This is a genomic window from Acidiferrobacteraceae bacterium (assembly GCA_037388825.1).
In the GTDB taxonomy this organism is placed as follows: domain Bacteria; phylum Pseudomonadota; class Gammaproteobacteria; order Acidiferrobacterales; family JAJDNE01; genus JARRJV01.
Map to the genome: position 1 here is coordinate 1 of JARRJV010000096.1, position 12,911 is coordinate 12,911.

At 59.8% G+C, this 12,911-nt stretch carries 13 protein-coding genes and 1 pseudogene; 6 read left to right on the forward strand and 8 right to left on the reverse strand.

From position 1 onward, the window contains the following. Positions 1-412: hypothetical protein (locus tag P8X48_12260; protein MEJ2108079.1), on the forward strand; the 412-nt coding region annotated here is incomplete at its 5' end. Positions 413-521: 109 nt separating this feature from the next. On the opposite strand, the gene P8X48_12265 is transcribed toward P8X48_12260, so the two are convergent. The 4 genes from P8X48_12265 to P8X48_12280 form a co-directional block, all read right to left on the reverse strand. Continuing rightward, positions 522-1,232, reverse strand: coding sequence for a transposase (locus tag P8X48_12265; GenBank protein ID MEJ2108080.1), 711 nt, complete (start codon positions 1,230-1,232; stop codon positions 522-524). A 210-nt stretch (positions 1,233-1,442) separates the two neighbouring features. Beyond that, positions 1,443-2,618: an MFS transporter gene (locus P8X48_12270; GenBank protein ID MEJ2108081.1), complete on the reverse strand. Its 1,176-nt coding sequence runs from the start codon at positions 2,616-2,618 to the stop codon at positions 1,443-1,445. Positions 2,619-2,699: 81 nt separating this feature from the next. Further along, positions 2,700-3,404, reverse strand: coding sequence for a SprT family zinc-dependent metalloprotease (locus P8X48_12275; GenBank protein MEJ2108082.1), 705 nt, complete (start codon positions 3,402-3,404; stop codon positions 2,700-2,702). 168 nt (positions 3,405-3,572) lie between these two features. Next, positions 3,573-4,292, reverse strand: a complete 720-nt coding sequence (locus P8X48_12280; protein ID MEJ2108083.1) for a CsgG/HfaB family protein — start codon at positions 4,290-4,292, stop codon at positions 3,573-3,575. Between the two features lie 331 nt (positions 4,293-4,623). On the opposite strand from P8X48_12280, the pseudogene typA reads away from it, so the two are divergent. Both typA and P8X48_12290 read left to right on the forward strand, forming a co-directional pair. Further along, a pseudogene (gene typA / locus P8X48_12285) lies at positions 4,624-6,172 on the forward strand (translational GTPase TypA). A 144-nt stretch (positions 6,173-6,316) separates the two neighbouring features. Continuing rightward, complete coding sequence (locus P8X48_12290; protein MEJ2108084.1) at positions 6,317-6,613, forward strand: SET domain-containing protein; 297 nt, start codon at positions 6,317-6,319, stop codon at positions 6,611-6,613. 24 nt (positions 6,614-6,637) lie between these two features. Here the strand turns inward: P8X48_12290 and P8X48_12295 are convergent, their stop codons facing one another. Together P8X48_12295 and P8X48_12300 are read right to left on the reverse strand one after the other, a co-directional pair. Then, entirely contained in the window at positions 6,638-6,976 is a 339-nt protein-coding gene (locus tag P8X48_12295; GenBank protein ID MEJ2108085.1) for a hypothetical protein, read from the reverse strand. Positions 6,977-6,993: 17 nt separating this feature from the next. Further along, positions 6,994-7,305, reverse strand: a complete 312-nt coding sequence (locus P8X48_12300; protein MEJ2108086.1) for a hypothetical protein — start codon at positions 7,303-7,305, stop codon at positions 6,994-6,996. Positions 7,306-7,502: 197 nt separating this feature from the next. Here P8X48_12300 and P8X48_12305 point away from each other — a divergent pair, with 197 nt between their 5' ends. Both P8X48_12305 and P8X48_12310 read left to right on the forward strand, forming a co-directional pair. Then, on the forward strand, positions 7,503-8,267 hold the full coding sequence (locus P8X48_12305) for a protein kinase (GenBank protein ID MEJ2108087.1): 765 nt from the start codon (positions 7,503-7,505) through the stop codon (positions 8,265-8,267). Continuing rightward, positions 8,255-9,079, forward strand: a complete 825-nt coding sequence (locus P8X48_12310) for a protein phosphatase 2C domain-containing protein (GenBank protein MEJ2108088.1) — start codon at positions 8,255-8,257, stop codon at positions 9,077-9,079. Before P8X48_12305 ends, P8X48_12310 begins: the two co-directional genes overlap by 13 nt. On the opposite strand, the gene P8X48_12315 is transcribed toward P8X48_12310, so the two are convergent. Beyond that, positions 9,076-10,251: a phospholipase D-like domain-containing protein gene (locus tag P8X48_12315; GenBank protein ID MEJ2108089.1), complete on the reverse strand. Its 1,176-nt coding sequence runs from the start codon at positions 10,249-10,251 to the stop codon at positions 9,076-9,078. The genes P8X48_12310 and P8X48_12315 overlap by 4 nt on opposite strands. 250 nt (positions 10,252-10,501) lie before the next feature. Here P8X48_12315 and P8X48_12320 point away from each other — a divergent pair, with 250 nt between their 5' ends. After that, complete coding sequence (locus P8X48_12320) at positions 10,502-11,473, forward strand: hypothetical protein (protein ID MEJ2108090.1); 972 nt, start codon at positions 10,502-10,504, stop codon at positions 11,471-11,473. Here P8X48_12320 and P8X48_12325 read toward each other — a convergent pair. Further along, the coding region (locus tag P8X48_12325) for a diguanylate cyclase (GenBank protein ID MEJ2108091.1) at positions 11,470-12,911 on the reverse strand (1,442 nt) is incomplete at its 5' end. The genes P8X48_12320 and P8X48_12325 overlap by 4 nt on opposite strands.

The window sequence follows — 12,911 nt, forward strand, 5'->3', positions numbered from 1 at the left end:
GCTGATGGTCGGCGCCTACGGGATGCAGGCTTCTGTGTACGACACCGCAGGTGCACCGGGAGTGCTCGACAAGTACACGGATGCGGCGGTGGATACGCAATGGCAGCACAAGATGGGTAGCAACTCCATCAGCGTGCATGCAAGCTACACCACCGAAGACCAGAACCTGGCGCTATCCGGTGGCTCGGGTACGCTCAATGCCCTGCGCGTCGACGGCATCTTCCACTGGGGCTATCACGCGACGGCCAGCCTTGGCTATGCCTCGAATAGCGGAGTGGACAAGGGCTCTTCCACCACGGTGCAGTACAGCTACCTGCCGTGGCAGAACACCAAGTTCACCGCCCAGTACGCGATCGACAACAACGACTCCAACAACAACACGACCCTGCTCCAGGCCTGGTTGATGTGGTAGTGGGGTAAGGTCGAACCCAAAAGCGCCCATCGGAAACGATGGGCGCTTTTTTTATGTCCGGGAACCGAACCAGAGGAGTTGCGCCGAAGCGCTCCGCGACGCGATCTCGTCAGTTGCGCACGAAACTCGGATCGCCAGAATCCCGAATGCCGTGAGGCCCGAAATTCTGGCCCATACGCTTTTCCTGCGCCTTCTTGATTTGCGCACGAAACCGCGCGCTTCCCAAAGGCTGACCGAACACCAGCGATTCGTGGATTTTTTGCAGGTCTTCCCGGGCGATGGGCTTGCCCGCCAACCCGGCGTAGGCATCCCGGCGCTGTTCGGGTGTGTTGCCCAGCGCGTGATAGAGATAGTGATCCAGAATGCGCGAGTTCCGGACGCCGAAAGCATGAGTGGTGAAACTGGACCAGCGATAGTCTTGCGGGTGTTCCGCGAGCCGGGCCTCAACCGGGGCCAGTTCAATGTGCAAATAGCAACTCAGGAGATACGTGTCGGCATCGATGAGGCTGACCTGATGGCCACCTTCCCAGAGGGATTCCGTATAGCCGCTTGACGTCAAATGCGCGGCATAGTGGGCATCAAGATAATGCAGAACATCATCGATCCCCTGGCGTTCCTGCTCCTGCGTGAGGAGGAGATGCACCCGGTCGGGTAGCAGGCAATACGCATGCAGCTGGACATCGAATTTCTGACAACCCTGCCACAGTACATCCAGATAGAACTGGCAATCCTCTTCCGTGCGAAAGCAATCGCTTCCACAGTTACGCAGCACCACGTATGCGGGAATTCCGGGCAAATAGTTTCTGGATTTCGGCGGCATGGCAACTCCGTTTGCATCGAAGTTTGATCACTCTTCGACTAACCAAAGTGTAACGGCAGCTATTCGAAGAATAAAGCACCGTCGGGCGGTCTGCGCGCGTATCGGTCCGGTTCTACCGCTCAACAACCGGTTTGTGAAAAATACCAATTCCACCCGGCGAAAGCTCCGTACAGAAACAAATCCATACCCCTCGTGCACCTTCCGGAATTTTCAAAATCCACGTATGGAGGTCGGAGAAGACTTCAGTCGCTGCCAGGCAGTCACCACCAGGGCCAGAAGCATCAATGGAATTACAGCAAGGTTGACCATGCGCCAGCCCACAAACTGTAATAGGGCACCCGAAGAGAGGGATGCCAACGTCACGATCGTGAAGACGGTAAAGTCATTCAAGGCCTGTGACTTCGCTTTTTCCGCGGGCGCATAGGTTACGGTCAACAAGGTAGTCGCACCGATAAACATGAAATTCCAGCCCGTCCCAAGCAACAACAGCGCCACCCAGAAATGCGCCATGGCCGTTCCCGTCAGATTGGCTGCTACGCACGCCAGGATCAGCAGCGCGCCGGTCATGATGATATTGAGCGCTCCGAATCTGGCGATCAGGTAACCGGTGACGAACGAAGGCGCAAACATCCCGAGCACGTGCCACTGAATGACAAAGGCCGTATCGGAAAAACTGTATGCATACCTGTGCATGGCCAGAGGTGTCGCGGTCATAATCAACACCATCGCGCCGTAGCCGGCTGCCCCACCGACCAGCGCAGCGAGATACAAGGGTTGGCGCGCAATCTCGCCCAGGCGGCGCATGGTCCCGTGAACTTCGCCCGGTTCAGGGGGTATGCGGACCAGGCTCAGAAGAAAGAGCGAGGCAAGGTAGAGCACGATCGTGCTGCCTATGCTACCCGCATACACTGCCTCGGGAATCAGGTGCGCCGTGTAGCGCGCCAGATTCGGTCCGGCCAGGGCCGCGATGACTCCTCCGGCCATTACGAATGAAACTGCGCGACTGCGCCAGTCGTCCGTCGCGGTGTCTGCCGCGGCAAATCGGTAGTAGTTCCCGAATCCGTTGAATGAACCGATCAACGCCGCTCCAGTGATATAGAGCAGAAACTGATGGTCGAGCACCGCAACGGTGGCGAGCACGGCGCCGAACAAACCAATGATGGCGCCCACGAGGAAACCGCTGCGCCGGCCTATGCGTTTCATCAACAGGGAGGCGGGAATCGTCGTCATCATGGTAGCGAGCATCTGCATTGCCATGGGCAAGGTCGCCAGCGCCTTGTCCGCTGCAAGCCGGTATCCGACCAGCGCCGTTGTTGTGACCAACAGGGAATTGGCGGTCATCATCAGGGCCTGGCACGCCGCCAGAAGCAGGACATTCTTCTTCATTGGCTGCATGTGTGCACCATAGGGAAACCGTGACGCGGGTCAATGGTCCGGCGGTGGCCCGCTCAGGCGGCCCTACCGCGATCACCCGAAGGGCAGCGCCCACGAGGGAATACTTCGATACCCCTCGCTCAACTCGCGGTCGAGTGACTTCCACTGCGGCTCCAGTTCCGCTACCAGACGCCAGTACTCGGGCGAGTGGTTGAGATGCACCGTGTGACAGAGCTCGTGCACGAACAGATACCGAACCACGGCGGGGCGCAGGAACAGGAGGTTGGCATTGACACTGATGTTGTTGCGGGCTGAGCAACTTCCCCAACGACTGCGCTGAATTCGGGTGTATACCTTGTTCACGGAAAAACCATGCTCAACGGCCATCTCGCGCAGCCAGGGATGGAAATGCTCCGTGGCGCGACCTCGCATCCACCGTCGAAGCAGGACAGCAGTGGCCTTGTCTCCGACATCGGGCAGGCGCAGATACCCTGCCCCGCTGTGCGTACCAAGACGTCCGGCTGCCGGATCGTAGACCACCCGCCAGTCCTCGTTGACAGCCGCGAGCCGGATCCGCGCGGGGCGCGGGCCATTCTGTTCCGGCGCGACCCGCGAGGCCCCCTTGAAACGATCGCGTGTACGGGAAATCCACTCCCGGTGGCGGGCAACAAAATACGGAACGGTTTGCTCGTCACAGCCTTCGGGCACAACAACCTCCACCGCGCCGTGGGGTAGCACGCGAAGAGAGATGCGCCGGGCCCTGCGACTGAAACGCACCGTGTAATCCGTGTCATCCATGGACGGATTGTGTGTTGGAGTCAGGGAAATTTCCACCGCAACCCCGTAAGGGAAGCGGAGCCCTGAAAATATACATGCGTGGGTGTATTCCTGGGATGCTGTCGAATGCCGGGACGGCAATCCGGCCCACCGGGTTCCGGGCGGAACCCCGCGGGCCTGCAATCAACGTTAATCCAGATGGATCGCCTTCTTGTCTTTCGCACGGCGTTTGCGCTCCTTGCGGTCGAACTCCTTCATGCAACCACCCTTGTCGACCATAGCGCAGGTCAGGTAATCCGATGCCTCCATAATAACGGCGCGGATCACCTTGCCGGCCGGAGTCTTCTTATGACTACTCTGATTGAGCCGGAGTCCGCCGCGATTCAAGCCAACATTCGAACTCTTGCCTTTTGCCCTGGCCTCGACGGTGCGCGAATACAGGATTTCTCCGGTGGTGGAGTCGACTACCCGCAGATCCACGGAAATGTATGCCTGCTGCTTGCTGCCCCCGACGTGGACGCCGCCGAAGGAAACGCCGCCCTTGGAGCCGCTGGCATTCTCCCTGTACGTCGCCACCGATCCCATAACGAGGTACCTGGCGCCGGTCAGTTTCCCGACGCGGGCCGCCGAACTCTTGGCAACTCTTCCGGATGCCCCCAGGTCCTGCTCCCGGAGCACGTGCTGCAATTTCGCCCGCTCAACAACGCGGAACTTGCCGGTATTCGCCAGTTCACTGGTCAGCATGTCCGAAAGATCCCAGCCGACATTGCTGTTCCACCAATAGACGGAACGAGCACTGTTGTGAAATTCTGCAACCGCCACCACCGGTTTGCCGGCTGCGGCGGCAGAACTGCTGAAAATCGTCTGCGCCAGTAGCAGCGCGCTACCTAGGATCAGTAGTCTCTTCATTTGCTGGATTCTCCGTGTGTATTGTGCACGTTATTATGATTACCGGCCGCCGGGCGACCTGCCGGGCCAGGGTCCTGTTTGAATTCCTGCAATTCCAGGTTCGCAGCGAGTCAATACAAACATAGGGGGACACCCGCCGCAATACGGCAAAATCCCGCGGGGAAACGCCAAACCCCGAGAAACACGTCTTCTTTCGGCAAAGTACCGGTCAAGGGCCGCGCATACACCCGGAAAAACCGCCGCGCGGACCAACGTCGTTCCTGCCCAATACGGCTTTACCCGCGCCACGGCTGGAGTACAATGCGCGGCTGTTTTCCGGGACCCAACCCAAGTGATCGAGAATCTCCGCAATATCGCCATCATCGCCCACGTCGACCATGGCAAGACCACCCTCGTGGACCAGTTACTGCGCCAGTCCGGTACGCTGGAGGCGCGTGCCGCCGTGCCCGAACGGGTCATGGACTCCAATGATCTGGAACGCGAACGCGGCATCACCATCCTCGCCAAGAACACGGCAATTCAGTGGAACGGCTACCGCATCAACATTGTCGACACGCCGGGGCATGCCGACTTTGGCGGCGAGGTGGAACGCGTACTCAGCATGGTGGACTCGGTCCTGCTGCTCGTGGATGCCGTCGACGGCCCCATGCCCCAGACCCGATTCGTCACGCAAAAGGCCCTGGAGCGGGGACTGAAACCCATCGTCGTCATCAACAAGATTGACCGGCCCGGGGCCCGTCCCGGCTGGGTGCTGGACCAGACCTTCGACCTGTTTGATCGCCTGGGTGCCGATGACGAACAACTCGACTTTCCGGTGATCTACGCCTCGGCCCTGAACGGATATGCCTCCGAAGACGAAAACGCGCGCGAGGGAGACATGACGCCGCTGTTCGAGGCGGTGGTGAAGTACGTTCCGCCGCCGGCAGTGGATCTGGACGGTCCGCTGCAGCTGCAGGTCTCCAGCCTGGACTACAGCAGCTATGTCGGGATCATCGGCATCGGCCGCATCACTCGCGGGCGGGTGACAAGCAATACGCCGGTCACCGTGATCGATAGTCACGGCAAGACGACTGCAGATCTACCAGCTCATGGGGCTTGAACGACTGGAAATCGCCGAGGCCGAGGCCGGCGATATCATCGCCTTCACCGGCCTGGAAACCCTGAACATTTCCGACACCCTGTGCGATCCGGCCAAGGTCGAGGCCCTGCCACCACTGACGGTGGACGAGCCTACGGTGAGCATGACGTTCCAGGTGAATACCTCTCCGTTCGCGGGACGCGAAGGAAAGTACGTTACCAGCCGCCAGATCCGCGAGCGGCTTGAGCGCGAACTGGTGCACAACGTCGCCCTGCGCGTGGAAGACACCGATGACCCCGACCGCCTGCGTGTTTCCGGGCGTGGCGAGCTGCATCTGTCCGTCCTGATCGAGAACATGCGGCGCGAGGGCTATGAACTCGGCGTGTCGCGCCCGGAGGTGATTCTCAGGGAAGTGGACGGGATCCGCCAGGAGCCCTACGAGCAGCTGACCGTGGACGTGGAGGAACAGCACCAGGGCTCTGCCATGGAAAAACTCGGTCTGCGTGGCGGTGAACTCAAGAACATGGTTCCGGACGGCAAGGGACGGGTGCGACTGGACTATATTATTCCGTCCCGCGGGCTGATTGGATTGCGCACCGAGTTTCTCACGGCGACCCAGGGTACCGGCCTGATTTACAACGTCTTCGACCACTACGGTCCGATGAAGAAAGGCGAATATGGTCGGCGCATCAATGGCGTGTTGATCGCCAACGGCGCGGGCAAGGCCCTCGGCTACTCCCTGTTTAATCTGCAGGACCGCGGACGGCTGTTCATTGGCCCGGGCGAGGAAGTCTACGAAGGATCATTTTATGACCGCATACAAAATCTGGCGGTTTTCATTCAATACTGCAGCCACATATAATCCCTGCCTGTAGCCTCGATCGTTTTTCAAGAAACGACCGAACAGTATTTGATTGGGGGGGTAGGTAACGTGCCGACGAACCGAATGACTTTCGTCGCGCCTTCGCCGATACACGGCAAAGGCCTTTTTGCAAAAGAACCGATTTCCAGCGAGACATACATCGGTACGTATCTGGGGCCGAAAGCGAAAAAGAACGGGTCCCATGTACTGTGGGTCTATGACGAAGAGACCGATGATGTGGTCGGCCGGCGCGGCCTGAACAAGCTGCGATACCTGAATCACAGCGACAAGCCCAATGCCGAGTTCGACGGTTTTGATCTCTATGCCTTGCGCAGGATTCGCGAGGGTGAGGAAATAACGATCGACTACGATCCGCTATAGATCGTCGATAGATCCTGCTGTCTCCTAGTGCCGGGTATCGCCTGAGGGAAACAGTCCTTCGAGGGGATTGCCCGCCTCGATTTCGACCACGATGGTCTCACTCAGGACAATCTCATCGGCAGCGATGTGCGGCGCCAGCTGTTCCGCAATTTGCAGGACCGTAATCATCCCCTGCCGCTCGCGTGAGCCCTCGGGCTGTTCCACTGCCTCCCTGCGCAGGGTATCCATATAGCGCTCGAATTCCGCAGTTCGTTCCGCAAGATCCAGACCCCGAAATTCTTCCGTAAAGTCGATATGCAGCTCATGGCCGGATTGACTGGCGTCGGCCATGATGCCGATCCGGAAGGGGCCAATGAAGTCCATTCGCCGCGATCCTGGCCCTAGTCCTTCTTGCCCTCGTCTTCTACCACGGGCGGCAACCAGGCCTCCAGGCCAGCGATGAGCTTGCGCGCCTGATCGGCACTGGAGATGTTGAACTTCGATTTCTGCTGGTACTGGCCGTTGCGCTTCTGGTAGCGCCGGATACTGTATTTGTCCGGCCCGTAGGCTTCTTTCTGCCGGTCCCAATCCTGATATCGATACAGGATCGTCGACCATGCACCCTTGCTGAGTACGATCTTGTCCAGTTGCTTGGACAGCAACTGCCCGTCTTCTTCGTAGTCTACCGTCAATTCATCGACAGTCGCGGCCATAAACTCTCTCTCCCGTATGCTTCATCGGTACAAAAGGCGATTCTAGGTGCCCGGGCGGCAGGGATCAACGACAAGAGGCCGATTCCGGGTCGGATCACGCACCGAATCCTGCGGTTTTCCTTGTAGGCGCGGCGTCCCGCCGATGGCACAATATTCTCACGATACAAGCGCATATCCTCGATCAAGCAGGTTCATTCGTGGCGCGGGCGACAATGGCGAAAAAGAAGCAGACAACAAAGGCCCAGCAGATTACGGAGTTCTATTTCTATCCGGGACGCATCCTCGCGGGTCGCTATGAAGTGATTTCGCGACTGGGAGCCGGATGGGAGGGCGAGGTCTACCTGATCCGCGAGGTCGCTACCGGCATCGAACGAACAGCAAAATTCTTTTTCCCACAGCGGAATCCCAGGGACAAGGCAGCGAAGTTCTATGCCAAGAAGCTGCACAAGCTGCGGCACTGTCCAATGGTCATCCAGTACTACAGCCAGGACCGGATTACCTACCGGGGCGTTCCCGTTACATTTCTTGTGTCCGAGTACGTAGAAGGCGAACTGCTCAGTCAGTTCCTTGCCCGGCAACCGGGCAAACGCCTCGCCCCCTTTCAGGCCATCCACCTGCTGCATGCACTGGCAAGCGGCATCGAGTGCGTCCATCAGCTCGGCGAGTATCACGGTGACCTGCATACGGACAATATCATCGTCCAGCGCTTCGGCCTGGGCTTCGACCTCCGACTGCTGGATTTCTATCAGTGGCAAGCACCTCGTCGCGAGAACATTCGCGATGACGTGATCAACATGATCCACATCTTCTACGAGGCGCTTGGCGGCCAGAAGCACTACGCCAAACAGCCGCCCGAGGTGAAGGCCATCGTCTGCGGTCTGAAGCGAACCCTGATCCTGCAAAAGTTTCGACGGGCATCGCAGTTGCGCATCTACCTGGAAACCATGAAATGGGGCGCGTAGAAGCAAAACCCCTGGCAACATCCCTGATGGTGACCGAAGCCGAGCACGAGCAGGCTGAACTGCAGCGGCTCGCCGTGGGAACCTGTGCGATCTACAGTCACTGCGCGCCGGACAAGGAGAGTCCGAACGAAGATGCGCTGGTCCTGATTCCCTGTGGCGATGATGCGGCGGTACTGGTGGTGGCGGACGGTCTCGGCGGCGGACGTGGGGGCAAGGAGGCGTCGCGACTGGCGGTTCAGATGCTGAGAGAAGCAGTCGAATCGGTGCCCGCAGAACGCCTGCGCGAGGCGATTCTTGGTGGCATCGAGTCCGCCAATCAGGCCATCCTCGATCTTGCCCTCGGTGCCGCCACAACCGTCGCGGTTGCCGAGATTCAGGGCGACACCATGCGTTCCTATTACGTAGGTGATTCCATGATCCTGGTCTGCGGGCAAAGGGGAAAGGTCAAGTTCCAGTCGGTGGCCCATTCACCGGTCGGCTACGCCGTTGAGGCGGGACTGATAGACGAGTCGGAGGCCGTACATCACGAGGACCGCCACATCGTGTCAAATGTAGTAGGCACCGCGGAGATGCGGATCGAGATCGGGCCCACCATCGAACTCGCCCCGCGTGACACCGTGGTCCTGGCCAGTGACGGACTGGCGGATAATCTGTACAACGAGGAAATTGTCGAGCAGGTTCGCAAGGGGCCTCTGCTGAAGGCGGCAAACGCCCTTGCGGCCGTCGTCCAGGGTCGCATGACGGACCCCTCCGGAGAACGACCACACAAGCCGGATGATCTGACCTATATCCTGTTTCGCCGGAACCCCTAGTCCGTCGGTCCGCTGCGCCCCCGGCCCAGCCGGTGCAGCCAGACATCCACCAGGCCCCAGAACCATTCCCGCCGTCTCATGGAACGCGACCGCTTGAGCCATTCCTGCAGGGTGATTTCGACTGAATCCCGGAAATCCTGCTCGAACATGTCCATGGTCTCCCCGGCGAAACGCTGATCATCGACGACCTGGTTCGCTTCCAGATTCCAGCGCAGGTCCCAGCGATCGAAGTTGCTCGATCCGACAGAACACCAGCCGTCACAAATGGCCGCCTTGCTATGCAGAAACCGCGGCTGATATTCGAAGATACGGACGCCTGCCCGCAGCAGGTGGGTATAGTATCGCCTGCCCGCGTATCGGACCGCCGGGTGATCCGAGTGAGGACCGGCGACCAGTACGCGCACATCAACACCGCGGCGCGCCGCTCCGCGCAGTGCGCGACGAAAGCGCCAGGTGGGGACGAAGTACGCGGTGCTGACCCAGACAAAGCGTTCCGCGGTCCGGACATGGCGTATCAGGGAGCTCATGACGCCCTGCAGGCGTCGCCCGCCCGCCACTGTCACGCGGCCAGGCATTCCCTCGATCCAGGCCGCGGTACTTGAGCGGGGCGCTTTCAGATCCGGTACCCCGCTGTGATTCCAGACCTCCACGAACAGCTCCTGCCAGTCCTGAAGCACCGGACCCTGGATCCGCACCATGGTCTCGCGCCACGGCCGATTCGGTCCGCCAGTGTCCACGAACTGATCCGTGATCCCGGCTCCGCCCGCATAGGCGATCACGCCGTCGACGACCAGGAGCTTGCGATGATCACGCGCAAGATTGGAGAAGAGATTCCTGAAGCGCAGACGATTGTAGTCGCGCAACTGAACCCCGCCTTCGCGGAGCTTTTCCCGATCGTGTCGATGGAGATACCAGCTTCCCCAGTGATCGACAACGAGCCGCACCTCGACCCCGCGCTTGACAGCTTCAAGCATGGCATTGATGAAGCGATCGGCAATGCGACCGGATTCAACAAGATACATCTCCAGCCAGACATATCGTTTCGCCCGACCGATATCCTCCAGCATGGATGGGAAAAAAGTCTCGCCGTCGACAAGCAGCTCGACATGATTTCCCTCACGCCAGGGAAAACGATGCCGGGTATTCCTGTGCCGGGATGTACGGTCGTTCACGTTGGTCCCTGCAGAATTGCTCTGCCGTCATGCGCCGGACCACACGGGCCAGGATGGCGCCGGCAATCCAGAACCCCCCAGTACCCGTGCAGCGGCACCAATACGGGGCAGGTAGTCAACGGACACCCGGTCCAATCCGGCGACAAACTGGCGCGGTCTGCCGACGGCAGGTCATCGGCGAGTCACATGAATTTGTTAGGGTTGGAACTAGTGCGAAAGAGTCCGGTCCAAGTTCCGGGTGCAGACGAACATGGCTATATCTCTTCAGCAGAACATCATTGCCAAGAAGGACGCTCTTGCCGACACGGTGAGCGGCCCCCTGGCAACGCTCGCCCAGGAATGCGCGGCGGTATGGCCCTACGCGGACAAGCTGGACGAAATCCTCCTACGATCGATTCCCGGTATCCCGAACTGCCACCTCCTGTACGCCTGGGACGTCGATGGCATCGAGATCTCCTCCATGATTACGCGTAGTGGTGCCGATACCAACTGGCGCGGCCGCGACCTGTCGGCCCGACCGTATCTGAAGAACAATCTGCCATTCAAGGGCATCATGTTGTCTTCGGTGTATCACAGCATCTATACCGACAAGCAGTGCATCACGGCGCTGCAGGCGGTGTCGCGCGAAGACCAACTCCTCGGGTTCATTGCCGCCGATTTCGCTCTGGCCGATCTGCTGGCCGATTCGAAGCTGATTACCCAGGAACTCCACTGGCAACAGTTTCGCGGAGATCCGGCGGTACGCGGTACGGTCTTCATGCAACAGCGCGTGCAGAGCCTGCTGGATGACCACATTGACGAACTGAACGACCAGATCGAGACCCTGATGGTCGAACACGGCGTGTTTCACGCCAAGATCCACTATTCCAGCGGCCGTATCTCGATCTGGCTGCTGGACGATCCATATGACTACCGGATCCACAGTGTCAGCGACATCACCGATCAGGACGTCTGCCTGGCCTATCCCATGCACCCGTATCCCGAGAGGGCCAAGACCTCGCCGGCCCAGCTGCATCAGGTTCTGCAAGAGTTCAAGGCACTGCGCTTCGCTGACGAGACGATCTACCTGCGCTCGGCCTCAATCAATATCATGAATGGAATGCTCGGGCTGACCTTCTCGTGCGACGGATCGCACTACATGCCCGTGGAGGAATTTCTGGAACGGGATCTGTCCTTCTGGCTCGGGTCACTTTCGGCAGATAGCAAGTCTTCGGCCGCCTAGAAACCGTTTTTTTCCGGGTGCTCCGGTTCTTCGTCTCCGCCTTCCTTTGGCTCCGGCGCGGCTTCGATTTCCACACGATCACGCCCGAGATTCTTGGCACGGTATAGCGCCTTGTCGGCGCGGCTGATCAACGATTCCGGAAGCTCACCCTCGCGATACATGGCCAGGCCCGCGGAAAATGTCGGCACGGAAATCCGGTTGCCATCGCAATCGCAATGGGCGCCCTCGACGCGGGCACGCACCTTCTCCAGTGCTCTGCGCGCGCCGCCGGTATTGGTGCTGGGAAACAGAACCGCGAACTCCTCTCCGCCGTACCTTGCCACCATGTCGTGATGGCGAAAAATGGGAAGCGCGCGAGTTGCATACCAGGAAAGCACAGCATCGCCGGCCTGGTGGCCGTAGCGGTCGTTGACCGCCTTGAATTTGTCCAGATCGATCAGCGCCATGGCAAGAGGCGCCGAGTACCTCTGCGCCCGACCGATCTCATCTTCCAGCCTGCGCATGAAGGCACGTCGATTCGGCAGTCCGGTGAATTCATCCGTAAGACTCAGCAAGCGGACCTTGTTCAACTCCTCGTGCATGCGCTGGCTGTCCGAGCGGATGAGCTGCAGGTAGTCGTAGGAACTCTGCAATTTGTCCGCAAGCGCGCGCTGGCCGGCGATCAATTCATCGGTCCCACCGATAAGGATGTGCTTCAGGTCCTCAATCTCGTCCACACTGCTTGCCTGCTGCAGGGCCGAGCGCTCAATCTCCAGCAAGGCGCCGAATTCACGATTCTGGGCGATGGCCTCCTGGGCCTTGAGCGCCAGGGTCTCCTGAAGCTTTTCAATCTCGCCGTGCTTGCGGTCCAGGTGCAGGCGGTAGGCGGAATTCACCCGTCGCTCGACCGATGGCCCTTCCTGGCCCGGCGGCGCTGCCGGCTCCGTGGCAGCGGAGACCTGGGGCTCGTCCACGCCTGGACCGACGGGCTCGCCGGCCGGCTCCGTTTCTTCCGGGGCCGGGGGCGGAACCGAGCGGCGTTCCCGTACCCGACGCTCGGTGCGATACTCCGCCATCGCCTCACGCAGGCGATTCAGGGCGTCGGGATCTTCACGAGTGGTGGTCGAGTCCGTTTCCGGCTCCGTAGTCTCGGGACTCGACGCCGGGACCGTGTACTCCGCCGTCACCTGGATGGGCGAGCGCGATCCGCCCAGTTGCTGACGGGCATCGATCAGACGTGCCGCGATGCGGGCAATCTCATCACTGCTGGGATCTTTGGGGACACTTGCAAGAAAGAAATTCATCAGCGTCGAGTAGGCTTTGTCGACGCCATCGCGGGCCACGAACCAGTCGCCGATGACGCGAGTCAGCTGGTCGTGGATAATGATTCCACCCGGCTTGTAACGAAGCTCGTCGATCAGACGCATGATGGCATCGATCGGCATGCTGTTGTCCGTCG